The organism is Klebsiella sp. JB_Kp004 (assembly GCF_040065795.1).
In the GTDB taxonomy this organism is placed as follows: domain Bacteria; phylum Pseudomonadota; class Gammaproteobacteria; order Enterobacterales; family Enterobacteriaceae; genus Klebsiella; species Klebsiella quasipneumoniae.
Window position 1 is genome coordinate 71222 of the sequence record NZ_JBEAKW010000006.1, and the last position, 23441, is coordinate 94662.

Sequence of the window (23441 nt, forward strand, 5' to 3'; positions counted from 1 at the left end):
ACATCCCCAATAAGGAAACCGCAATGTGTGAATACAATCAGTTTGGACAGGCGCTCGGCGCCGCGCTGCCCGACTGGCAACCCCGCCCCTGGCCAACGCGGCAGGTACTTCAGGGCAGCCGCTGTCGGCTCGAACCGCTCACCCTCGCCCACGCCAGCGATCTGTTTGCTGCCCACCAGCTGGCGCCCGACGCCCGCAGCTGGACGTGGCTGCTGCGCGAACCGGAAACCAGTCTGGCTAAATTTAGCGCCTGGGTGGCGCAGGTTGCGATGCTGACAGATCCTATCCATTTCGCCGTCGTTGACCAGCAGCGCGGGACGGCGGTCGGGTCGCTGGCGTTAATGCGCATCGATGCCAACCACGGCGTGGTCGAGGTGGGGCATGTCCATTTCTCTCCGTTGCTGAGCCGAACGGCTATGGCCACCGAAGCGCACTGGCTGTTGATGCAGTATGTTTTCGGGACGCTCGGCTACCGTCGCTATGAATGGAAATGCAATAGCCTCAATACGCCGTCAGGCCGGGCGGCAAGGCGACTGGGATTTCAGTACGAAGGACGTTTTCGTCAGGCGCTGGTGAGCAAAGGACACAACCGGGACACGGACTGGTTTTCAGTGATTGATGGCGAATGGCCGCAGCTGGATAGCGCCATGCGCCAATGGCTGGCCGCCGACAATTTTACCGCCGACGGCCAGCAGCGCCGTCCCCTGGAAAGCTTCCGTTAACGACGTTTTTTGCGCCCCTGCACCGCTTTAAAGCGGGGGTTGCTCTTACAGATCACGTACAGCCGCCCTTTGCGTTTGACCAGCTGGCAATCCGGGTGGCGCTGTTTGGCGCTGCGTAATGAGTTAACGACCTGCATCATGCCTTCCTTTTTGCATCAATAAAGCCGCCGAAGCGCTGGCGGAAACGGGCCGCGCTACCCTCGCTGGCGAACGTTTTTTGTTTGCCGGTGTAGTAAGGATGCGATTTCGATGAGACATCGATCGTCACATACGGATACGTCTCACCGTCGAGCTCAATCACGCGTTCGGTGCGGATGGTTGAGCCAACTTTAAAATATTCATTGGCGCTGGTGTCGTGAAACACCACCGTGCGATAGGGAGGATGGATATGGGCTTTCATGATGACCTCGTTATTATGTTATAACATAACAATTAAGTTACGCCGTTCCACGACAAAGATCAACCATGGTTATAGCAGGGGTAATAACAAAGAGGCGAGTTTCCTCGCCTTTGGCTTCAGGGCGCCAGACGGTGAGCGATTGCGCGAAGTTGCTCCGCGATAGCCTGCAGATCTTTCCCCTGCTCAACTCTGGCGCCGCTGGAATGGCGAATCACCAGGCGCGCCGGCAGGATGGATGAGGTATGCGCCGCGCCGCTGGTACTGGCGAGGATCCGCCGCACCGCCTCTTTACCCTGCAGGTCGAGGTCCAGCGATACCGTACTCAATGCCGGATAGAAAAAGGAGCTTTCGTAGGTATCGTCATAGCCAATCACCGATTTCTCTCCCGGCACCGCCACCTGATGCTGATGGAAGGCGCTGAGCACCCCCAGCGCCATCTGGTCATTGCCCACCAGCACAGCGCTGAAGTTCGGCGTTTCACGCAGCATCTGCAGCGCGCCGGCGTAGCCGCTTTGCGCATCCCAGTTGCCGTGCAGGACGGTCACCGGCTTCAGACCGTAGCCATCCAGGGTCTCCAGCCAGCTTTTCAGCCGCAGTTTGGCCGATACGGAGCTGTCCGGCCCCGCCAGCAGCGCGATCTCCCGATGCCCCATCTCGTAGAGATATTTGACGCTGGCCCGGGTGCCGTCCGCCGGGTTAAACGAAACGTTAAACACGGAGCTGTAGGGATCAACATCGAGAAACAGGCAGACGATATCATCGTTGTCAGCGGCGATTTTCTGCGCCTGTTCGGTCTCCAGCGGCACGTTGATAATGACCTTATCCACCCGCTGAGACTTCAGCTCATTGATGGAATCCTGGATGCTTTGGTTGACGCTCTCATCGATCATCGAAATCAGGACCTGGTAACCTTCCAGATTGGCATAGCGTTTTACCGCCGCCGCTACCTGGGAGGGGGCATGCCAGGCCAGCGAAATCGTCACCAGCCCCACCGTCTGGCTCTCCTTCCCCACCAGCTGCTGCGCCAGCCGGTTGGGCACATAGCGTAGAGCCTCTATCGATTTCTCCACCTTGCGGCGCGTCGCTTCGGATACATTGGCAGATTTGTTGAGTACCCTGGACACGGTCTGGTAAGAGACACCCGCATGACGTGCGACGTCTTCCAGAGTAGCGCTTTTAGACTTCATGGTCCGGTTCCTTATGTTGTTATCCCATGATTGTAACAGGGGCCATTTGAAAAAACGCTCACCGCCACTTCTCACCGCAAAATTAGACCACAAAAAGTATTACGTTCACAACTTGGTTAATTGTGAATCACCTCACTCATCACAACAAAAACCAGCGTTATTATTTGCAGTTAGTCACACAATAATCATATCTCGTTTGCCTGAAGTTACATTTAGGCATTTTATGACATCAGTTATGTGAACGTAATACAAAACAATAAGAGGATAGAGATGAATACGACACTGCGCGCCCTTTCTACAGCATTAGCCGCTGCGCTAATCACCCCTTCCGCCTTTGCGGCTACCGCTGCGATCCCGACCGTTGATTTTCATGGCTATTTGCGCGCCGGGGTTGGGGTCTCCGGCGACGGTAGCGAAGCGGAATGGCAAAAGAACAAGCTGGGCCGGTTGGGGAACGAATCGGATACCTATGGCGAACTGGAATTGGGCTCCGAGGTCTACAAAAAAGATGATGTCAGTTTCTATCTCGACAGCATGGTCAGCATGGTCTCCGATGGCTCTAACGATAATGAAACCACGTTGAACGATGACGCGCAGTTCGGCTTACGTCAGCTGAATCTGCAGATCAAAGGGCTGATCCCGGGCGATCCGAATGCGGTGATCTGGGGCGGCAAACGTTACTATCAGCGTCACGATCTGCACATCATCGATACCAAATACTGGAACATTTCCGGCTCCGGGGCCGGGGTGGAAAACTACACCCTTGGCCCGGGCGCCGTCTCGCTGGCGTGGATCCGCGGCGATGCCAACGACGTTGACTATCGCGTCGATGGCGACAGCAACGTCAATATCAACTATATCGATTTACGCTATGCGGGATGGAAGCCGTGGTCCGGGTCGTGGACCGAATTCGGCATCGACTACGCCATGCCGAACACCACCAAAAAACAGGACAGCTACGGCGGGCTGTACGATGCCGAAAATGGCGTGATGCTAACCGGTGAAATCAGTCAGGATATGCTGGGCGGCTATAACAAAACCGTGCTGCAGTATGCCAACAAAGGGCTGGCGCAGAATATGGTCTCCCAGGGCGGCGGCTGGTACGATATGTGGAACTACGTGAATGACGCCACCGGCTATCGCGTGATTAACACCGGTCTGATCCCCATTACCGAGAAGTTCTCCATCAACCACGTTCTGACCTGGGGCTCGGCGGATGATATTACCGACTACACCGACAAAACGCGGATGCTGTCGCTGGTCGCCCGCGGGCAGTATCAGTTCACCGACTACGTGCGCCTGATTGGCGAAGTCGGCGGTTTCTATCAGAAAGACAGCTACAACAATGGCACCAGTTACAAACAGGCCGGTGAGAAATATACCATTGCGCTGGGCCTGGCGGACGGGCCGGACTTTATGTCACGTCCGGAATTACGTATTTTCGCGTCGTATCTGAATGATTCCGAAGATGGTAAACCATTTGAAGACCAGACGGCGAATAATACCTGGAATTTCGGCGTGCAGGTTGAAGCCTGGTGGTAATATCGCTCTGGTAAGAAAAATACGTTATTGATATCTCCAACGCTAAGGTCATTAATTACCCTCCGGTAATCATTATTGCCACTGCTGTCTTTGTCTTATTTTCGGGATAACCTATTTTCAGGTTATCCCATTTTATTTATTTCCGCGCGGCAAAATGGTCATCCAGCAATTGACGTAGCGCATCGGACTGCTTACCGAAAATAGCATGAACCTGCTGACCAAGAATAATGACGCCCAGCGCGCCCTGCTGCTGTAATGCGTCAGAGTCCACGGCCGCCAGATGACGAACCGTTACCCGCAGACGGGTAATACAGGCGTCCACTTGGGTAATATTCGCTTCACCGCCGAAGGCCTGAATCAGCGCCTCGATTTGCTGTTTTTCCGCTTCGCTTAACGGCTGTGCCGGACGCGCAGGCGAGAAATAGTGCAGGAAAGATTTTAAACTCACCATCATAAACTCCAGGGTAATAGATAAAAAAAAGCCTGCTCGGCAGAGCAGGCGTGGAGAAAAAAGGATTACGCGTGGCGACGGAGAATACGGCAATCCCATGCTGACAGGGTCAGCGGGTCCGACACCGCCGCGTCGGTCAGGCAATCCCGATACCCTGGCGGCAGGCCCAGGGTATGGCTTTGCGCGCTGTAGTTCTGCAGGAAGACAAATGTACTCTCACCGTCGGTGCGCGCGGTGGCCACCACTCCGGGCGGTAAATCCGCCGCGATCGCCCGCGGCAGCGCCAGCTCCTTGCTCAGGGCGGCAAAGAAGTCGCGCTGGAAGGCCAAATCGTTGCGGGAGGCCACATGCCAGGCTTTACCTTTCCCGAAGCCGTTCACCGTCACCGCTGGCCTTCCGGCATAAAAATCATCCCGGTAGGTGGCCAGCGTCTGCGCGCTTTCGGTATGGATCAGTTCACAGAGATGGCGCACCTGATAGGGGCCCTGAAGACCGCACTGATTCCCGGCCAGGCCCTGCACCAGATTAAACTCGCCGTCATTCAGACAATCGATCTCCTCCGCCCAGATGCCCAGAAGATTGCGCAGCGGGCCCGGGAAGCCGCCGAGATAGCAGAGATCGGACTCGTTGACGATGCCGGTCCAGTAGGTGGTCAGCAGATGGCCGCCGCTGGCGACGAACGCCTCCGCCCGCCCGGCAAAGCCGTCGCGCACCATGTATAACATCGGGGCAATCACCAGCCGGTACGGCGTTAAATCAGCGTCGGCGTCAATCACATCGACGGCGATGCCCTGCTCCCAGAACGGACGGTAGTGCTCATTGACCGTCTTCTCATACTCCATACCCAGATTGCGCGGCCCCTGGGCGTCATCAAGCGCCCAGCGGTTCTGCTGGTCGAAGATAATCGCCACTTTCGCCTCGGTGCGACACCCCCTCACCGCCGGCAGCTTGCTGAGGATCTCGCCGAGCTGGCTGACTTCACGGCCAATGCGGGTATCAATATGCCCAACGTGGTCGACCACCGCGCCGTGGAATTTCTCAACCGAACCACGGCTCTTGCGCCACTGGAAATACTGCACCGAGTCGGCGCCATGCGCCACCGCCTGCAGCGAAGAGAGAATATGCATCCCCGGTTTCTTCAGTTTGCTGGTCGGCTGCCAGTTGGTGGCGCCCGGCGTGGACTCCATCAGCACAAACGGCTGGCCGCCCTTCAGGCTGCGCATCATGTCGTGATACATCGCGGTATAACAGGCCAGCGCGGTTTCGTCTTTGTCGCGGTGCCACATCGGATAGCTGTCCCAGGAGATAAAGTCCAGCACCTCCGCCAGCTGCCAGTAGTCGTAATCGTAAAAATACTCCATAAAGTTGGTGGTCACCGGCAGGGCGGCATTCGCCGCCTTCAGCGGGGCGATTTCATGGCGGCAGAAATCGGTCACCTGGGCGGTATTAAAGCGATGCCAGTCCAGATTCAGGCCGTGGATCGACACCTCGCCCTGCGGCGCAGGCGATTCAATCTGCGACCAGTCGCTGTAGGTATGGCTCCAGAAAGTGCTCCACCAGGCCTGGTTGAGATTCTCCAGGGTCTGGTACCGCGCCTTCAGCCAGTCGCGAAAGCGAGTCTGGCAGCGCTCGCAATGACATTCGCCGCCATATTCATTGGAAATATGCCAGCCCAGCACCGCCGGATGCGCAGAATAGCGCTCCGCCAACAGAGTATTGATTTTAAGGGTCTTCTCACGATAAACCGGCGATGACATACAGTGGTTGTGACGGCCGCCGTGCAGGGCTGGCACCCGATCGCGCCCCACCCGCAGAACCTGCGGATAGCGCTGTGACATCCACGCCGGACGCGCGCCGCTCGGCGTGGCCAGAAAAACATGAATGCCGGCGGCATACAGTTTATCGAGGATAGTATCCAGCCAGGCGAAATCAAATACCCCTTCGCGCGGCTCAAGTTTCGCCCAGCTAAATATTCCCACCGACATCACATTACATTTTGCCTGCTGCATCATGGCAATGTCTTTATCAATAATATCGGGGTCATTCTCCCATTGTTCCGGGTTATAATCTGCGCCATGCAGCAGCGTATTAACCTTTGGATGTAAAGGTGCAAATTTATTCATAATAAACTTCCTGAAAAGAACGACAAAAAATTAATTAAATACTTTTACCGACGGCAATACTTTTCCCTGGCAATCAAATAGCGCCTGATTTTCACGCGCATTGCCCTCTTTCCATTCGTCATGGATATATTTCATCCCCGCCGGGGTGGCCCAGGTATTTCCCGGAACGGCAATCCACGTGGGCTCCCAGTAAAAAATCCCTTTGCCGCGCTGGTCGGGAACATCGATGACCGCCTGCATCAGATCGTGGATATAGCGATATTGTCCCTGCACGCTGGCGGGATATCCCCCGTCCTTTTCCTCTTTGGCCTGGAAACTATTTTCCGCGTTATCGCAATTGGCCAGGGTATAGGCATAGGCCGCCTCGACGACAATAACGTCTTTGTTATAGCGTTTGCTGATGTCATCCATATTGGCCTTCAGGGCGCTGATCGGCCCGTTCCAGTAGGTGTACATCGACAAACCGATCACGTCATACGGCACATGGCGTTTCTCTATTTCGTCAAACCACCAGCGGAAGGTATCGTTTTTGGTCCCTTCAGCCAGATGCAGCATGATTTTCACCTGCTCGCCGTTGTGCAGGTTCGCCTTCAGGCCATCAATGGCCGCGTTCAGCAGACCAGCCAGCCGGTCGAACTCTCCGCCCCCCTGCCCCCAGCTTTTCCCTTCCGGCCACAGCATACCGCCATTGATCTCATTGCCGATCTGCACCATATCCGGCAGGACGCCCGCCTGCTTAAAGCGGGCGATGGTATCCCGGGTATAGTCATGAATCGCCGTTTTCAGCTGCGGGTAATCCATCTTTTCCCAGGCCTTCGGTTTGAACTGCTTGCCGGGATCGGTCCAGAAATCGCTGTAATGAAAGTCGAGCAGCAGCTTCATTCCCTGGGCTTTCGCGCGTTTCGCCAGCGCCAGGGTCGTGGCCAGATCGTTATTCCCGCCGCCATAGCCCTCGCCGCTTGCCGATTGCGGATCCACCCACAGGCGGAGGCGAACATAGTTGACGCCGTTCTCTTTCAGAATGGCGATCGGATCCTTACGCTGGTTATTCTGGTCGTAGAAGGTCGCCCCGTGCTTTTCAGCATCCAGCAGCGTGGAGATATCCGCGCCTTTAATAAAGTCCGCCGGCATGCCCTGAAAGGCGCGGGTTTCAAGCGCGTCCGCCGCCAGCGAAGGGGGGGAAAAACTGCATGCCAGACAAACCGCAAGCCATGCGGGTGTAAATCTTTTCATGTGCTTATCCTTTAGTACTGCCCGAGGTCAGGCCGGAGACGAAGTATTTTTGTAACGCCAGATAGAGGATCGCGACCGGCACGGCAATCAGCACCGCCCCCGCCGCGTAGGTGGTGTAGCTGGCCCCCATTTTTTGCGCCACCAGGTTATACAGACCGATAGGCAGGGTGTATTTATCCGGGGTACGCAGGATGGTGCTGGAGAGGATGAAATCCCCCAGCGGGCCGGTGAAGGAGAACAGCGCCACCACCGCGAGGATCGGCCTCGACAACGGCATGATGATCTCGATAAAGATGCGAAAGCTGCTGGCGCCGTCCATGCGGGCGGACTCATCCAGATCTTTTGGGATCGCGTCGAGATACCCCTTCATCAGCCAGGTGTTCATCGGGATCATTCCCCCGACGTAGATCAGCACCAGCGCCAAATGGCTGTTAATCAGGCCAAGCAGTTGCGACAGCACAAAGATGGCAATCAGCGCGGAAAACTGCGGGATCATCTGCAGCAGCAGGAACAGCATCAGCCCGTTCTGCCGCCCTTTAAAGCGGAAGCGGGAGAAGGCGTAGGCGGTAAAGCTGACGCTAATCAGGGTCAGCACCATAGTCAGGAAGCTGATTTTCATCGAGTTCCAGTACCAGGTAAGGTAATTCACATTGCCATTGAACAGATCGGCATAGTGCTGGAACGACAGATTTTCCGGAATGATCGAGGTACTCAGCAGGCTATTGCCGGCGTTCAGCGACGCCCCGACGGTCCAGACCAGCGGATAGATAATCACCACCGAGACCAGGATAACCACCAGCCAGGTGAGAGAGAGTCGGATCCACTTTTCGCGTTTAATACTGGGTGATTGAGCCATGTTGCTTCCCTTACGCCATGTCGTCATTTTTGAAGGATTTGGTGGCGCGGAACTGCCACAGCGCCAGGCCGACGACGAAGATCGACAGCAGGATAGTGATGGTCGCCGCGATGGCGTACTGCGACGAGGACATCGTCAGCTTATAGATCCACGACACCAGAATATCCGTCCCGCCGGCGTTAGATCCCGCCACCGCAGGGCCGCCGTTGTTAAACAGATAAATGATGTTGAAATTATTAAAGTTGAAGGTGTACTGGGTGATGATGATCGGCGCGATCGCGTACAGCACCAGCGGCAAGGTGATGGTGCGCAGGCGGGTAAAGGCGCTGGCGCCGTCCATCGTCGCCGCTTCATACAGATCGTCCGGGATCGCCTGCAGCACGCCGGTGGTCATGGCAAAGACAAACGGGAAGCCAAGCCAGGTCTGCATCATGATCAGCGCAGTTTTGGTCCAGAACGGGTCGGTCAGCCATGCCTTTGGACTGATGCCGAAGAATGACAGGATCGCGTTGTTAATCACCCCGAAGGAGTCATTGAACATCCCGGCAAAGACGAGGATGGTGACAAACCCCGGCACCGCCCACGGCAAAATAAAGATAGTGCGGATCAGCGGCTTAAAGCGCAGATCTTTTTGGTTCACCAGAATCGCCAACAGCACGCCCACCGTACACTGCAGGGTGGTCGCCAGCAGCGTCCACACCACGGTCCACTGCAGCACATCCAGGAAGGTGGAGCGCCAGATGGAGAGGGTGAAAATATTGACGAAGTTTTTCAGGCCCACCCAGTCCACCAGCTTCGCCGGCGGCGTGTGGTACAGGTTATAGTTGGTGAAGGCGATGGCGAAACCAAACAGAATGGGAAAGATCACCACAAAGACCAGCAGAATAAAGCCTGGCGTGATCATCAGGTACGGGAAGCCGTCGCTCAGCAGCATCTGGTACTGCTTACGCACGCTGTTCAGCGCGCCCCCCTCATCGCGTTTTTTGCCGTTCAGCCACGCGTCCCGCAGCGAGAGAAAATAGATCAGCACGCCAAAAGCGACGATCAGCACGCTGATAATCCCCTCCGCTAACAGGAAGATAGAGTTATCCCGGGGCACCTCTTCACCCAGGGTATAGAGCCCCCACAGCCCCTCGCGCAGGAAGTCATAAAAAATACCCAGAAAGCTGCTCAACAACACCAGGAAGACCAGCCCCTTCAGCCACTGGCGATGATAAAACTGGCCGAAACCCGGCACGATTGCCAGCAGCAGGCCGCACCACGCATGGCGCCCGGGCCCGCGCGCGTCGCTATAATTTTCGCTGGAATGGATGCTCACACTCGACTCCTTCTACAAACGGGAGGTCCCCCTCCCGCTCGGTGACTTCACGTGACGGTAAATTACTGATTGCTGGCCTGCATCGCTTCGATCTGCATCTTGATCTGTTTCACCGCGTTATCGAGCGCGGCCTGCGGCGCCTGCTTGCCGGTGAGGCTCAGTTCAAGCGCGGCATTAGCCGGCCCCCACACTTCCCCCATCTCCGGAATGCCCGGCATGGCCATCGCCCGCGCCGACTGTACGGCGACGGCGCTGGCCTTTTCGTCATTTTTAATCACCGGGTCGTCAATCATCGCCTTCAGCGGCGGGATTTCGCCGGTGGCGACATAGCGGGCTTTTACATACTGCGGCTGGTTGATGAACTCGATAAACTGTTGCGCCAGCGCCTTGTCTTTACTCCAGGTCGATACCACGTAGCCCTTAACGCCGAGGAAGGAGCTCATCGGCTTGCCGTCCGGCAGGGTCGGCAGCGGCACCACGCCATAGTTGATACCGGCGGCTTCATACGGCTGGAAGGCCCAGGGGCCGTTGATCACCGCTGCCGCTTTTTTCTCGGTAAACAGCGAATCAATGGCGTTCAGCCCGTTATCGCCGAGGATCCCTGCAGGGAAAGCCTTCTCGGCATAGAATTTTTTCAGGAAGGTCACGGCTTCCACGGCGCCGGGAGTATTGAGCCCCACCTGCTGCGGGTTGAAACCGCCGCCGTCGTTCTTCGCGAAGATATAGCCGCCCATCGGGCCAATGGCTCCCCAGCTGTAGTAGATCTGATCAAACTTCGCCAGCAGGCCGTATTTGTTCTGCTCGCGCTGGGTCTTCGAGTAGTCCAGCCAGGCCTGCAGGCTGTCCAGCGGCTTGTCGATCAGGTCCTTGTTGTAGATAAGCACCAGGGTTTCCACCGCTTTCGGGATGCCGTACAGCGCGTTGTCCATGCGGAAGGCATTGATAGAGGCTGGCGTAAAGGCATCCTGTTTCGCCTGCTCGACGTTGAGCGGCGAGAGAAGCCCCTGAACGACGGCGCCGCCGAGCTGGTCATTCGGGATCACCAGCACGTCCGGCCCAATGCCCGCCGGGCCGTCGAGGCGCAGCTTTTCCAGCTGCTGGGCATAAGGCATCTCCTGCAGATTGACCTTCACGTTGTACTGCTTCTCAAAATCGCTGACCGCGGTTTTGATGCCAGTGGATTTTTTAATGTCTTCCCAAACGTTGAGCTGCCCGGCGGCCTGCGCCTGCAGGCTGGTAAGTTGCCCCGCCGCGAGGGTGGTAAGGATCAGTGCAGCAAGCGTGTTCTTTTTCATTATCAACCTCATGTGAAGGTATAACAATTTATTGGTTTTTATTTGAATTACGTCTGTCAGCTAGAAAAAAAAATCATTTCAAACTGCGTTGTTAGATAGAAAACAGACGCTGATTCGCTTTTGTTATACGCTACGCTTTGATTGGGGATAAAACTACCATAAGCTGCCAGTTGTGTGATCATCCTTGCAGAAATGAAACGCCGCTGTATGGCGCAAAAAACGCGGAAGTTATAGTCAGGACATGATTTTAGCGCTGTTGAATATCGTCACGCTGTTTTGTTACACGTAATACAAATTTAATCAACTCAGCGACACGCCAACGGCAAACAACGGCTACTCACTTCGGGGAATGTGGATGTCCAATATACGACTGAGGAATGTCACCAAAAGGTTCGGCAGCACGGTGACGCTGCACCAGGTCAATCTCGATATTGAAGATGGCGAGTTTGCGGTCTTCGTCGGCCCTTCCGGCTGTGGAAAATCGACGCTGTTACGTATGATTGCCGGGCTGGAAGAGGTTAGCGACGGGGAAGTGCTGATCGGCGATGAGGTGATGAACGATGTGGTCCCCGCCCGCCGCGGCGTGGCGATGGTTTTTCAGTCCTATGCGCTCTACCCGCACATGACGGTGGCGGAGAATATGGGCTACGGGCTGAAGGTGAATAAAGTGCCGAAAGCGGAGATCCGTCGCCAGGTGGAAATGGTGGCCAAAACGCTGCAGCTCTCTCACCTGCTGGACCGTAAACCGAAGCAGCTCTCCGGCGGCCAGCGGCAGCGCGTAGCCATAGGCCGCGCTATCGTGCGTAATCCCCGGGTGTTTATGTTCGATGAGCCGCTTTCTAACCTCGACGCGGAACTGCGCGTCGATATGCGCCTGCATATTGCCCGCCTGCACCAGGAGCTGAAGACCACCATGGTGTATGTCACGCACGATCAGGTGGAGGCGATGACTCTCGCTGATAAAATCGTGGTTATGAACTACGGAAAGGTTGAACAAATGGGTTCGCCGATGGCGCTGTACTACAATCCGGTCAACAAATTCGTCGCCGGTTTTATCGGCTCGCCAAAGATGAACTTTTTACCCGCCACCGTCAGCGACTGGCAGCCAGAGCGTTTAACGGTCACCCTCGCCCAGGATCATCAGCTCACCCTGAACGTTGCCACCCAACCGCTTAACCCCGGCGCCGCGGTAACGCTGGGGATCCGGCCAGAGCATCTCACGCCTGAAGTCTCCACCGGTACCGTGGTGGAGTTTCAATGTGAAGTGGTGGAACGTCTGGGCAACAATACCTACTTGTTCGGCCAGTGCTATGGTCACGATAACGTCAAGGTTCTGCTGCCCGGCGACGTCCATTTCCGCCCGTGGCAGAAGATTAATCTGGCCTTCGATGACCGCTTCTGCATGGTGTTTGATGAGAACGATCTGCGCATCAGCGCCGATATCACGGCGCCAGACGCGCATTAAGCCAACATATTGCTGTCATCTGCGCAGCGTATGCTGCGACTGAATGCCGGAATACATCCTGCCCGGCATTCACACCCTCATTTTTATTCTGCTGCATCGGAATCATCCTTCTCTCCCGGCATCGCAGGCTATTGTGATGCCGGTTTTTTTCCCCGCACAGCGCGATTTCTCCCACTGCGCCCGGTTTATCTTTCGCATATACTGATGACACCCGGCGAACGATAAGGACACAGGCATGAGGACCCGGCATCTGATGGCGCTGTTTACAGGGGTGCTGATACTGGCCATCATCCTGCCCATCTCGCTCAGCATCTGGCAGGCGGCGCGGCAGGCCAAAATGCAGTTCTATCGTGAACTGGATGATTATTCCAACCGCATCGTCGCCCGCACGCTGCAGGTCGCCGATCAGGCCCGGGAAGCGCTGCGGGAGGCCGATGCACATACAGCCTCGTCCTGTAGCCCTGAACATCTGCTCATGCTCCGCCGGATCGCCTATACCCACCGCTACGTTCAGGAAGTGCTCTGGCTGCAGGATTCCGTGCCGCAATGCTCCTCGCTGGAAGACCATAGCGTCGCGGTGACCTTCCCGCCACCGGACCACATTGCCTCCGACGGCTATCGCACCTGGCTGACCTCGATTAACGATCTTGGCCTCAATCACCAGATGACGGCCATGGCCAGCCAGCAGCATATGGTAATGATCGATCCCATCTCCTTCATTGATGTGGCGCCCGTCAGCGAGGAGAAGATCCATAGCATGCTGTTTGGTTTGGACCATCTGAAAATGGTGATCAGCAGCCAGCCGCTGCCGGCGAAGGCCTGGCAACGGATTAAAGACCCGCACCTGAATATGCTTAACCTGGATAATACGGTCTACCGGATCCAGCGCATTCCCGAGCTGGGATCCGGCATTGTGACCTGGTCATCCACCCTGCCCCTGCAGCAGCACATACGGCAGCAGTTGATCTTCTGGCTCCCGGCCGGCATCTTCACCAGCCTGCTTGCCACCTGGCTGCTGCTGCGCCTGCTGAGACACCTGCGTTCACCGCGTAACAGTATGCTGGACGCCCTCCATTCCCAGGCGATTCAGGTTCACTATCAGCCGATTATTTCATTGCAGGACGGGAAAATCGCCGGAGCCGAAGCGCTGGCGCGCTGGCAGCAACCCGACGGTACCTATTTATCGCCGGATATCTTTATTCCCCTGGCCGAGCAGACCGGACTGATCACCCAGCTGACGGAAGATATCGTCAGGAAAATTTTCGCCGATCTGGGCCCCTGGCTGAGGCAGCGGCCGGAAGTGCATATCTCCATCAACCTGTCGGTGGATGACTTACGCTCTCCCACCCTGCCCACGCTGTTACACGATCAGCTGCAGCACTGGGGGATCGCCGCCGAACAGATCATCCTTGAGATCACCGAGCGCGGGTTTGTCGACCCGGAGACCACCATGCCGGTGATCGCTCACTACCGTCAGGCTGGCCATCGGATCTCGATTGACGATTTCGGTACCGGCTACTCCAGTCTGAGCTATCTGCAGAAGCTGGACGTCGACACGCTGAAAATCGATAAATCCTTTGTCGATACCCTCGAGTACCGGCCGCTGACGCCGCACATTATTGAAATGGCCAAGGCGCTCAATCTGACCACCGTCGCCGAAGGGGTGGAAACCGAAAGCCAGCGCGACTGGCTGCGACAGCATGGCGTTCAGTACGCCCAGGGGTGGCTGTACAGCAAAGCGCTGCCAAAAGAGTCATTTATTCAGTGGGCGGAAGATAATCTCCATGCGCATTAAGCGGCAGGCAGCCTGCGCAGAAGGTCAGCGGGCGCGGCCTCTTCGCCGCCCTCTGCCGGAGGCTACTTCAGATAGGATTTAATCACCTGCATCACCGTCTCCAGATCCGCTTCACGCTGCGTCTCATCTGGCTCTTTCACCACATGGTCGGTCAGATGCCCCTGGATAACCTGCAGCATCATGCCATTGACCGCGCCGCGGATCGCCGCCAGCTGCTGTAGCACCTCAGCGCACTCATGCTCGCGATTAAGCATTTTCTCTAATGCGGTACTCTGCCCCTGAATTTTCTTCAGCCGGGTCAGTAACTTCTTTTTGTCTCTCACTGTGTGTGACATTGCGCGATCCACCGTTTTATTCTGCCGTCATTGCCCGACCTTCGACGCCGGCAACGCCTGCCAGCATAGCATGATCCCTTTTATCAGCCTCTTTTTCTACTGGGGAGTAGTATTTTACTACTGGGGGGGAGTAGCATAGAGCCACTTTTGGCAAGGATCCCGATATGAACGATTTCACTTCCCTTCTGCAGCAGGGCAATGCCTGGCTGTTTATTCCCAGCGCGATACTGCTCGGCGCGCTGCACGGCCTTGAACCCGGCCACTCAAAAACGATGATGGCCGCCTTTATCGTGGCGGTACGGGGAACCTTAAAGCAGGCGGTTCTGTTGGGGCTGGCGGCGACGGTCTCGCATACCGCGGTGGTCTGGCTGATCGCCATGGCCGGCCTGTGGTTTGGCCGCGGCTGGAACGCCCAGACTTCTGAGCCCTGGTTTCAGCTGATCTCGGGGGTTGTCATTGTGTTGATTGCCTGCTGGATGCTCTGGCGCACCTGGCGCGAATCGCGGCCCCACGCCCACCCCCATCATCATCAGCACGGGCACGACCATGACCATCACCATGACCATCATCATCATGAACATCATGACCACCATCATTCTCACTCCCCTGGCGCGCCGCTGGTGGCGGAGGAGTGGCAGGACGCGCATCAGCGGGCCCATGCTCAGGAGATTAACCGGCGCTTCGATGGCCGCCAGGTGACGACCGGGCAGATTGTGATGTTTGGCCTGACCGGCGGGCTGATCCCCTGCCCGGCGTCCATTACCGTGCTGCTTATCTGTTTACAGCTGAAGAAATTCTCGCTGGGCGCCACGCTGGTACTCGGCTTTAGCGTCGGTCTGGCGCTGACGCTGGTGGCTTCCGGGGCTATCGCCGCCCTGAGCATGAAACATGCCACCCGCCGCTGGCCGTGGCTTAACGACATCTCGCGCAAAGCGCCCTGGATCTCAGGCTTACTGATTATTGTGGTGGGGATCTACATGATGCTTCATGGCCTGAGTGGCCTGTAAACCACAATGCGCCCTCTTCTTGACGACGAGGGCGCGGGTTCCCTTCAGGAGACGCTCTCCCGGGGAGTGCTGACCGCCCGGCGGCGGACGGGCTGGCTGAACCACGGCAGGCACAGCTGGATCAGCGGCCCAATCGACAGCGCGTAAATGACGGTTCCGACGCCAAACTTGCCCCCCAGCAGACAGCCAATCAGCAGTACGGAGAGCTCGATCGCCGTACGGATACCGCGCAATGACCAGCCGGTACGAGCGTGCAGGCCGGTCATCAGGCCATCGCGCGGTCCCGGGCCAAAGCCCGCGCCAATGTACATCCCGGTGGCGATAGCGTTCATCACAATCGCCACCACCAGCAGCGCACTGCGCGCCACCAGCGACTCCAGCGGAGGCAGGACGGCCAGCGTGGCGTCCGCCGCCAGCCCCAGCACGATAACATTACTCACCGTGCCGAGCCCCGGCATCTGCCGAATCGGGATCCATAGCAGCAGCACCGCGGCGCCGGTCAGGATAATCACGGTCCCGAAACTGATCCCCAGCTGTTTAGCCACCCCAAGATGAAAAACGTCCCACGGATCGGCGCCGAGATTAGCATGCACGAAGAGCGCCGTGGACACGCCGTAGAGCACCAGACCGATATATAACTGCAGCAGGCGACGAAGCATATTTTTTCCTCAACATCATTGCGAATGCCCTCATCATCAGCAAAAATGGACTGATAATTAATGGCCAGTTTTGGAAAAGTGGATCGCTATGTCAGCCCGACGCTTTGGAACACAGTCCCTGGTACGCCTGCTTGGCAACTGGCAGGAGTCCAGTTCCCGCACACCGCTATGGCGCCAGCTGGCGGAAGCGCTCCGCCTGCTGATCCTCGATGGCCGTCTGACGCTACAGACGCGCCTGCCCGGCGAGCGCGAGCTGGCGGCGGCCCTCAACGTCAGCCGGACGACCATCGCCAGCGCCCTCGGTCAGCTGCGGGAGGAGGGGTTTCTCCATAGCCGCCAGGGGAGCGGGTCGCGCATTGTCCTGCCGGAACGCCCTGCCGATCTGCCGCCGCCCTCTGCGACCCCCTCGACGATCAATCTCTCTACCGCTGCCCTCAGCGCCGGTCCGGAGCTCCATCAGGCCTTCCAGCACGCCATGACCCTGCTGCCGCCCTATCTCACCCAGACCGGCTACGATCAGCAGGGGCTCCCGGTGCTGCGGGAAGCGATTGCCCGGCGCTACAGCGAACGTGGCCTGCCGACGCGGCCCGATGAAGTGATGGTGGTCAACGGCGCGCTCAGCGCCTTCGCGCTGATCCTGCGTCTGTTCACCGGCCCCGGTGACCGGGTGGTCATTGACGCCCCGACCTATCCAATGGCCATCAGCGCCATTCAGGGCGCCTCCTGCCGGCCCGTCGGGGTCGCACTCCCCCAGCAGGGATGGGACTGTGATGGATTAGCGGCGACCATTGCGCAGACCGCGCCGCGTGTGGCATGGCTGATGCCGGATTTTCACAACCCTACCGGGCGCTGTATGGATGCCCCTACCCGCCAGCGGGTCGCGGACATCGCGGCCAGGACGCGAACAACGCTGGTGATCGATGAGACCATGGTCGACCTCTGGTATAACGCCCCGCCCCCGCCGCCGCTGGCCTGCTTTAATCCCGACGCCGCGGTGATCACTATCGGTTCGGCCGGGAAAAGTTTCTGGGGGGGACTGCGCATCGGCTGGGTCCGCGCCAGCGCGCGAACGATCGCCTCGCTGATTCAGGCCCGCGACTCTCTGGACCTGGGTACGCCGCTGCTGGAGCAGTTGGCCTGCAGCTGGCTGCTGGCAAACGCCGCCACACTGCTGCCGCCGCGACGGGAGATGCTGCAGGCGCGCCGGGACATGTGCGAAGTGCTGATGAAAGAGTATTTTCCCCGCTGGCGCTTTACGCCACCGGAAGGCGGACTCTCTTTTTGGGTGGAACTCCCTGACATGCTGGCCACCCTGTTCTCTGCGCGGGCGGAAAGCCAGGGGATCCATATCGGCACCGGGACGCGGTTTGGTCTGGAGGGCGCGTTCGATCGCTATTTACGTCTGCCGTTTACCTTGCCGGACGAAGCATTACGCCAGGCCTTCTCCACGCTACAACCATTGTGGCATAGCCTTGCAGAACAGCGGGAAAATACGCGTTTGCGGAAAATAATATAAGAAAATATCGACGGGCTGGCTTCAGCCCGTCAAAAGTCCGTCATCCATGAGGTATATGAGATGTTTTTATAAAATTGCCTGAGTATCCTGTCATCTGGTTATGGCAACCCGGTGACGGAAATAAGGCAATTTCATTAATGCTGGCGCGGAATAGGAAACCCTTTCAGGGAAATAATAAAGCCATCTTCATCTTTTTTAATTTTAGCGCCGGTGTCACACCAGTCGGATGCAATGCGAAAGAACTCATCACTACCGATATTCCAGTTCAGGCGAACGTGTTTTACGTATCCTGAGCGCAACATATCGCAGGCTTCGCTATAGTTGCTGGCTGTAGAGAATTGTTGTTTCATTTTTTCTTCTTCAGAAGTTTTCTTAATGCTTTGATTTCTTTAGGGGTTAATGGCGTCGCCTCCTCTTCGGTATGCTGGCTGTCAATGTCCTCTTCCGTCACCCCCGCCTCACCTGCTGATGCCTCCAGCTGAAAAGCCAGCTGCAGCAGCTTTTCCGTTGCCGTACCCAGGTTCTCGTTATTCACTTCCGCATAATGACGCAACTTCTCTTTTAACTCAGCGTCAATTTTTACATTCAAAACCACTGTGGTCATAGCTACGCTTCCCGTGCAATAAAATCATCATAATTAATACACGAAGTTAACATGCTGATCCAGAAATATATTTTATAGCATGGATCTGGCAACAAATTCCCAGTAATAAGATGCTCTTTATTTATGACACGAAAATGACATTAATATTGCAGTAGCATTTCAGATTTATGACAAGTCAATATTATGGAATAAAAACGGGTTGTTTTAGCAACAAAAAATAATATGTGATCTGTATCAGGTATTAAATATAGCAGGAATACAGACCGGGAAAATATAAGGGATATATCATGAGGGCGAGATGGGTGGGGGCCCTGCCAGCTACATCCCGGCACACACGTCGTCTGCTCTGGCTGCTTCCTTCCGGACCTGACCTGGTAAACAGAGTAGCGTTGCGGGAGAACCAACAGAGCCCCCATTGAGAGCGTTGTTACCCAACGCGCTGGCGCATTATCCCTGCTGACCTGGTGAATTGCAAGCGCGCCCCGACTGCCTGCTGGTTTATTGCGCAATAACGCGAATAAAACCAGTCACTCACGCTCAATCTGTGAGAGTGAGAGCGTGCGCTCAGCACACTGCCGGGATATCCACCATACTTATCCACCTTATGTTCTCTTTTATCATCAGCGCATTGTCTCTACGGTAATCGAATGACTGACTCATCACCACAGACCATCACTCTGCCTTTGCCCGCCATTGAAGGGATGACCATCGCCTTTCAGGGGGTGAATTATCTGCGCCCTGAAAAAATGCTCGACTTCGTGACTATCAGTCAGGCGCCGGTGCGGGCGGTCACGCCGCTGGCGCTGCTCTATTCCACCGTCGGCGTGCTGCGTCAGGTGGAACTGCGCAAGCTACCGGTCTACATCAGCGGTCGGGTGGTCTACCCCATCTCGTCGCTGACCATGCCGGGCCTGCGCGCGAAGCTGATCATCAACGCCACCTCGCAGCGGTTAAAATTCCTGGAGAGCCTCATCGCCAGTTCACCTTCCGACAATGTCCATGGCATGCAGATCCTCGGCCTGGCCCTGACGTTCACCGTCGAACAGCCCGCCTGATATGCAGGCTGTACAGCCTGCAGATCAGCGCTTATGCTGGCGTTTTTCGGGTAACAGGACTGAATATGGATCCGCTCGATACATTTCCCCAACGTGTCTGGCACATTGTGGCGTCAATACCGGAAGGGTATGTCACGACCTATGGCGATGTCGCCAGGCTGGCCGGTTCTCCGCGCGCGGCGCGCCAGGTGGGCGGTGTGCTGAAGCGTCTGCCGGAAGGGTCCACTCTGCCCTGGCATCGGGTGGTCAATCGCCATGGCGATATCTCCCTCACCGGCCCCGATCTGCAGCGGCAGCGTCAGGCATTGCTGGCCGAAGGGGTACAGGTCTCCGGCAGCGGCCATATCGATCTCCAGCACTATCGCTGGGTTTACTGAAGACAAAAAAAGCCCCCATCCGGGGGCTCATCGAGCTTACTGTGCGACAGGTACGGCGGTCTGCTGAACCGGAACCAGCGTCAGGTCGGCATGGGTGCCCCCCTGATTGATCACCGTCTGCACGGTATCGGTAATGAACATCAGCTGGCCATTAACCGTAATCGCTGCACTCAACAGAATGCGGGCGTTCGGTTGAATATCTGCCGGGTTGTAAGGCAGGGCAAAGTTAAATGGCGCCTGCTTGCCTTCGGTACGCACCGCTTTTTGCGACAATACGCGGGCTGGCGCATCTGCCAGAGAAGCATCCGACAGGGTCACCGTCAGCACCGCATCCGGCGGTAATGCGATTCTCTGGCGGATATTAATCGTCCCCGTGACGCTCGGCTGCTGCTGCGCCACGCTCAGCGTCGCAATACCGTAAGGGTCGGGTGCGGCTGCCTGAGCGGAAGAACTGGTGGAGTGGTGATTAGCACAGGCGGTCAGCGTCGCGGCGACGGCTAAGGCACTAAACATATAGGCAAATTTCATGATGTTCTCCTTATCATCCCTTTATACCCAGGAGGATGTTCCGCCGCTTCGCCGGCAGGAACTTTCGTGTCGTCAATAAGTGTGGCACAGATCTCAGATTTCTTCCTGTTGACCGGTTGTTATTCAGATTATTACACCCATCGGACCACTTGCGATTCCAGGTTATACTTTGCCACATTACGCGCACGGCGCCGCCATTGTTAATTGAGGATAAGTATGAGTCAGGCACTCTCTAACCTGCTGGCATTATTAGATCTGGAAAAAATTGAGGAAGGGTTGTTCCGTGGACAGAGCGAAGACCTGGGATTGCGCCAGGTTTTTGGCGGCCAGGTGGTGGGCCAGGCGCTGTATGCCGCAAAAGAGACCGTGCCCGTTGAACGTCTGGTGCATTCGTTTCACAGCTACTTTCTGCGCCCCGGCGACAGTCAAAAACCGATCGTCTACGATGTGGAGGTCCTGCGCGACGGCAACAGCTTTAGCGCCCGCCGGGTCGCCGCTATCCAGAACGGGAAGCCGATCTTCTATATGACCGCCTCCTTCCAGGCGCCAGAGCACGGCTATGAGCATCAGAAAGCGATGCCGGACGCCCCCTCCCCTGACGGACTGCCTTCGGAAACCGACATCGCCCGCAAGCTGGCGCATCTCCTGCCGCCGCAGGTGAAAGACAAATTCCTCTGCGATAAGCCGCTGGAGATCCGCCCGGTGGAATTTCATAACCCGATGAAAGGCCATATCGCCGAGCCGGCGCGCCAGGTCTGGCTGCGCGCCAACGGCGCCGTTCCCGACGATCTGCGCATTCATCAGTATCTGCTGGGCTATGCCTCGGACTTTAACTTCCTGCCGGTGGCGCTGCAGCCGCACGGCGTTGGTTTCCTTGAGCCCGGCATGCAGGTCGCCACCATCGACCACTCAATGTGGTTCCATCGGCCGTTTAATATCAATGAGTGGCTGCTGTACAGCGTTGAAAGCACCTCGGCCTCCAGCGCCCGCGGCTTCGTTCGCGGCGAGTTTTACACGCAGGATGGCACGCTGGTTGCCTCAACGGTCCAGGAAGGGGTAATGCGCAACCGCAACGCATAAAAAAAGCCTCCCTGACGGGAGGCTTTTTGCTACATGGAGAAGGGTTTTCTGTCAGGCGTTGTAGGCGTTTTCGCCATGGCTGTTGACGTCCAGCCCTTCGCGCTCCTGCTCTTCCGGTACGCGCAGCCCTACGGTCATATCCGCCACTTTGTAGCCGATGAAAGCGACGACGCCGGACCAGACCACGGTAATGCCGATACTTTCCAGCTGCACCAGCAGCTGATGGCCCATGGTGACGCCTTCCGCATAACCGACGCCGCCCAGAGAAGTCGCCGCGAAGATACCGGTCAGGATACAGCCGACGATGCCGCAGACGCCGTGGACGCCGAAGACGTCGCAAGGGTCATCCACACGCAGCCAGCGTTTCAGCGCAGTCACGCCCCAGATACCCGCCAGGCCAGAGGCGATACCGACGATCAGCGCGCCGCCGACACCGATATAACCACACGCCGGCGTAACGCCAACCAGACCGGCAATTGCCCCGGAGCAGGCGCCCAGCAGTGAAGGTTTGCCGCGCAGAGCCCATTCGCCAAAGGTCCACGCCAGGATAGCCGCGGCGGTCGCCACGACGGTGTTAACGAACGCCAGGGCCGCGATTTCATTCGCTGCGCTGGCAGAGCCGGCGTTGAAGCCGAACCAGCCCACATAGAGGATAGCGGTGCCGGTGAACACCATCGGCAGGTTATGCGGTTTGAACGCTTCTTTGCCGAAGCCCACGCGTTTGCCCATCATATAGGCGCCCACCAGCCCGGCGACCGCGGCGTTGATGTGCACAACGGTGCCGCCGGCGAAATCCAGCGCGCCATGGGTCGCCAGCAGACCGCCGCCCCAGACCATATGCGCAATCGGCACGTAGGAGAGCGTCATCCACACCACCACGAAAATCAGCACCGCGGAGAAACGGATACGTTCAGCCAGCGCGCCGACGATCAGCCCGACGGTGATGCAGGCGAACGAGCCCTGGAAGGCGACGTGGATATACTGATAGAAGGTGCCCATCAGCGCTTTCAGTTCAATATTTTTCAGCATTACCCAGTCAAAGCTGCCGAAGAAGCTGCCGCCTGTGCCGAAGGCCAGGGTATAGCCATAAATGACCCACAGTACGCAGACGAGGCCAAAGGTGACAATCACCTGCGTCAACATGGAAAGAACGTTCTTACCGCGGATCAGCCCGCCGTAAAACAGCGCAATCCCCGGGATAGTCATAAACAGAACCAGCGCGGTGCAAATCATCATAAACGCATTATCGGCTTTGTCCGCCACCGCAGGCGCGGCCATCGCCAGCCCCGGAAGAAGGGCTAACGCCCCCAGACCCGATTTCATTGTTGCCATTTTCATTGTTTCGTTCCCCATCACTGTGTGGTCTGGAAATTACAGTGCCGCTTCGTCAGCTTCGCCGGTACGGATGCGAATGACGCGCTGCAATTCAGCGACAAAAATTTTGCCGTCGCCAATTTTTCCGGTGTAAGCCGCTTTGCTGATGACATCGATAACTTCATCCAGCTGATCGTCGGCGATCGCCACATCAATCTTCACTTTTGGCAGAAAGTTGACGCTATACTCGGCGCCGCGGTAGAGCTCCGCATGACCTTTCTGACGGCCAAATCCTTTGACTTCAGTGACCGTCAGGCCCTGAATGCCGATGGAAGACAAGGCTTCACGCACGTCTTCCAGTTTGAATGGTTTGATTACCACGGTAACCAGCTTCATAAGTCCCCTCCAGTCAGTATTCGGTAATGGCCGCAGCTAACACGATGGATATAAAGCAAGGGCTATGCCAGAAATGAAAAAAGGCCGCTGAGCGGCCCTTTGATGGCAAAAAACAGGCGAGAGGTCAGGCATTAGCCTGCGTAAAGGCGTTTAACGGGCAAAAATGCACCACGGCGGTGCATT

At 56.9% G+C, this 23441-nt stretch carries 25 protein-coding genes and 1 other RNA gene; 9 read left to right on the plus strand and 17 right to left on the minus strand.

Translation table 11 applies throughout. The features are described 5' to 3' along the window. The first annotated feature begins 23 nt into the window (after positions 1 to 23). The gene (locus ABLX76_RS07955) at positions 24 to 722 is read left to right on the plus strand and encodes a GNAT family protein (RefSeq protein WP_348874406.1); all 699 of its coding nucleotides are present in this window, start codon (positions 24 to 26) and stop codon (positions 720 to 722) included. Here the strand turns inward: ABLX76_RS07955 and ykgO are convergent. The 3 genes from ykgO to ABLX76_RS07970 form a co-directional block, all read right to left on the minus strand. Beyond that, positions 719 to 859 carry a type B 50S ribosomal protein L36 gene (gene ykgO / locus ABLX76_RS07960; protein ID WP_002892018.1) on the minus strand — a complete coding sequence of 47 codons (141 nt, stop codon included), beginning with the start codon at positions 857 to 859 and terminating at the stop codon, positions 719 to 721. The two genes, ABLX76_RS07955 and ykgO, sit on opposite strands and share 4 nt — an antisense overlap. Next, positions 859 to 1122, minus strand: coding sequence for a type B 50S ribosomal protein L31 (locus tag ABLX76_RS07965; RefSeq protein WP_004204754.1), 264 nt, complete (start codon positions 1120 to 1122; stop codon positions 859 to 861). The genes ykgO and ABLX76_RS07965 overlap by 1 nt, the downstream gene beginning before the upstream one ends. Before the next feature lie 116 nt (positions 1123 to 1238). After that, positions 1239 to 2309, minus strand: a complete 1071-nt coding sequence (locus ABLX76_RS07970; protein WP_023288639.1) for a LacI family DNA-binding transcriptional regulator — start codon at positions 2307 to 2309, stop codon at positions 1239 to 1241. A gap of 270 nt (positions 2310 to 2579) precedes the next feature. Here ABLX76_RS07970 and ABLX76_RS07975 point away from each other — a divergent pair, with 270 nt between their 5' ends. Then, complete coding sequence (locus ABLX76_RS07975; RefSeq protein WP_023288638.1) at positions 2580 to 3851, plus strand: maltoporin; 1272 nt, start codon at positions 2580 to 2582, stop codon at positions 3849 to 3851. A 136-nt stretch (positions 3852 to 3987) separates the two neighbouring features. On the opposite strand, the gene ABLX76_RS07980 is transcribed toward ABLX76_RS07975, so the two are convergent. The 6 genes from ABLX76_RS07980 to ABLX76_RS08005 form a co-directional block, all read right to left on the minus strand. Further along, the gene (locus ABLX76_RS07980; RefSeq protein ID WP_023288637.1) at positions 3988 to 4302 is read right to left on the minus strand and encodes a glucose PTS transporter subunit EIIB; all 315 of its coding nucleotides are present in this window, start codon (positions 4300 to 4302) and stop codon (positions 3988 to 3990) included. A 65-nt stretch (positions 4303 to 4367) separates the two neighbouring features. Then, complete coding sequence (locus tag ABLX76_RS07985) at positions 4368 to 6425, minus strand: beta-galactosidase (protein WP_348874407.1); 2058 nt, start codon at positions 6423 to 6425, stop codon at positions 4368 to 4370. Between the two features lie 30 nt (positions 6426 to 6455). Then, complete coding sequence (locus ABLX76_RS07990; protein ID WP_048296878.1) at positions 6456 to 7658, minus strand: arabinogalactan endo-beta-1,4-galactanase; 1203 nt, start codon at positions 7656 to 7658, stop codon at positions 6456 to 6458. Positions 7659 to 7662: 4 nt separating this feature from the next. Further along, positions 7663 to 8514, minus strand: coding sequence for a sugar ABC transporter permease (locus ABLX76_RS07995; RefSeq protein ID WP_004204761.1), 852 nt, complete (start codon positions 8512 to 8514; stop codon positions 7663 to 7665). 10 nt (positions 8515 to 8524) lie between these two features. Then, entirely contained in the window at positions 8525 to 9832 is a 1308-nt protein-coding gene (locus ABLX76_RS08000) for a sugar ABC transporter permease (RefSeq protein WP_023288634.1), read from the minus strand. A 62-nt stretch (positions 9833 to 9894) separates the two neighbouring features. After that, the gene (locus ABLX76_RS08005) at positions 9895 to 11127 is read right to left on the minus strand and encodes a maltodextrin ABC transporter substrate-binding protein (RefSeq protein ID WP_044521281.1); all 1233 of its coding nucleotides are present in this window, start codon (positions 11125 to 11127) and stop codon (positions 9895 to 9897) included. A gap of 355 nt (positions 11128 to 11482) precedes the next feature. On the opposite strand from ABLX76_RS08005, the gene ugpC reads away from it, so the two are divergent. Continuing rightward, positions 11483 to 12592, plus strand: a complete 1110-nt coding sequence (ugpC, locus tag ABLX76_RS08010) for a sn-glycerol-3-phosphate ABC transporter ATP-binding protein UgpC (RefSeq protein ID WP_023288632.1) — start codon at positions 11483 to 11485, stop codon at positions 12590 to 12592. A 235-nt stretch (positions 12593 to 12827) separates the two neighbouring features. Further along, on the plus strand, positions 12828 to 14387 hold the full coding sequence (locus tag ABLX76_RS08015; protein ID WP_348874408.1) for an EAL domain-containing protein: 1560 nt from the start codon (positions 12828 to 12830) through the stop codon (positions 14385 to 14387). Between the two features lie 62 nt (positions 14388 to 14449). On the opposite strand, the gene ABLX76_RS08020 is transcribed toward ABLX76_RS08015, so the two are convergent. Next, on the minus strand, positions 14450 to 14722 hold the full coding sequence (locus ABLX76_RS08020) for a metal-sensing transcriptional repressor (RefSeq protein ID WP_004204767.1): 273 nt from the start codon (positions 14720 to 14722) through the stop codon (positions 14450 to 14452). A 164-nt stretch (positions 14723 to 14886) separates the two neighbouring features. Between ABLX76_RS08020 and ABLX76_RS08025 the strand changes: the two genes are divergently transcribed. Continuing rightward, the gene (locus ABLX76_RS08025; RefSeq protein ID WP_087776320.1) at positions 14887 to 15729 is read left to right on the plus strand and encodes a nickel/cobalt efflux protein RcnA; all 843 of its coding nucleotides are present in this window, start codon (positions 14887 to 14889) and stop codon (positions 15727 to 15729) included. 44 nt (positions 15730 to 15773) lie between these two features. On the opposite strand, the gene ABLX76_RS08030 is transcribed toward ABLX76_RS08025, so the two are convergent. Continuing rightward, positions 15774 to 16388 (minus strand): membrane protein, encoded by a 615-nt coding sequence (locus ABLX76_RS08030; protein WP_032453862.1) that lies wholly within the window; start codon positions 16386 to 16388, stop codon positions 15774 to 15776. An 88-nt stretch (positions 16389 to 16476) separates the two neighbouring features. Here ABLX76_RS08030 and ABLX76_RS08035 point away from each other — a divergent pair, with 88 nt between their 5' ends. Next, positions 16477 to 17904: a PLP-dependent aminotransferase family protein gene (locus tag ABLX76_RS08035; RefSeq protein ID WP_348874409.1), complete on the plus strand. Its 1428-nt coding sequence runs from the start codon at positions 16477 to 16479 to the stop codon at positions 17902 to 17904. A 134-nt stretch (positions 17905 to 18038) separates the two neighbouring features. Here ABLX76_RS08035 and ABLX76_RS08040 read toward each other — a convergent pair whose 3' ends face one another. From ABLX76_RS08040 to ffs, 3 genes are all read right to left on the minus strand, one after another. After that, positions 18039 to 18254: a hypothetical protein gene (locus tag ABLX76_RS08040; RefSeq protein WP_004142688.1), complete on the minus strand. Its 216-nt coding sequence runs from the start codon at positions 18252 to 18254 to the stop codon at positions 18039 to 18041. Continuing rightward, positions 18251 to 18508, minus strand: a complete 258-nt coding sequence (locus ABLX76_RS08045; RefSeq protein WP_023288627.1) for a hypothetical protein — start codon at positions 18506 to 18508, stop codon at positions 18251 to 18253. Before ABLX76_RS08045 ends, ABLX76_RS08040 begins: the two co-directional genes overlap by 4 nt. A 309-nt stretch (positions 18509 to 18817) precedes the next feature. Beyond that, an RNA gene (ffs, locus tag ABLX76_RS08050) (signal recognition particle sRNA small type) lies at positions 18818 to 18914 on the minus strand. A gap of 241 nt (positions 18915 to 19155) precedes the next feature. Here ffs and ABLX76_RS08055 point away from each other — a divergent pair. Both ABLX76_RS08055 and ABLX76_RS08060 read left to right on the plus strand, forming a co-directional pair. Beyond that, on the plus strand, positions 19156 to 19563 hold the full coding sequence (locus ABLX76_RS08055) for a hypothetical protein (RefSeq protein ID WP_017898905.1): 408 nt from the start codon (positions 19156 to 19158) through the stop codon (positions 19561 to 19563). A gap of 65 nt (positions 19564 to 19628) precedes the next feature. Further along, positions 19629 to 19940, plus strand: a complete 312-nt coding sequence (locus ABLX76_RS08060) for an MGMT family protein (RefSeq protein WP_023288626.1) — start codon at positions 19629 to 19631, stop codon at positions 19938 to 19940. 36 nt (positions 19941 to 19976) lie between these two features. Here ABLX76_RS08060 and ABLX76_RS08065 read toward each other — a convergent pair whose 3' ends face one another. Beyond that, positions 19977 to 20468 (minus strand): YbaY family lipoprotein, encoded by a 492-nt coding sequence (locus tag ABLX76_RS08065; protein WP_023288625.1) that lies wholly within the window; start codon positions 20466 to 20468, stop codon positions 19977 to 19979. A 216-nt stretch (positions 20469 to 20684) separates the two neighbouring features. Here ABLX76_RS08065 and tesB point away from each other — a divergent pair, with 216 nt between their 5' ends. Beyond that, positions 20685 to 21548: an acyl-CoA thioesterase II gene (gene tesB / locus ABLX76_RS08070; protein WP_032453859.1), complete on the plus strand. Its 864-nt coding sequence runs from the start codon at positions 20685 to 20687 to the stop codon at positions 21546 to 21548. Positions 21549 to 21599: 51 nt separating this feature from the next. Here the strand turns inward: tesB and amtB are convergent, their stop codons facing one another. Next, on the minus strand, positions 21600 to 22886 hold the full coding sequence (gene amtB / locus ABLX76_RS08075) for an ammonium transporter AmtB (protein ID WP_004204781.1): 1287 nt from the start codon (positions 22884 to 22886) through the stop codon (positions 21600 to 21602). 33 nt (positions 22887 to 22919) lie between these two features. Beyond that, positions 22920 to 23258: a P-II family nitrogen regulator gene (gene glnK / locus ABLX76_RS08080; RefSeq protein WP_002891893.1), complete on the minus strand. Its 339-nt coding sequence runs from the start codon at positions 23256 to 23258 to the stop codon at positions 22920 to 22922. Between the last annotated feature and the right edge of the window lie 183 nt (positions 23259 to 23441).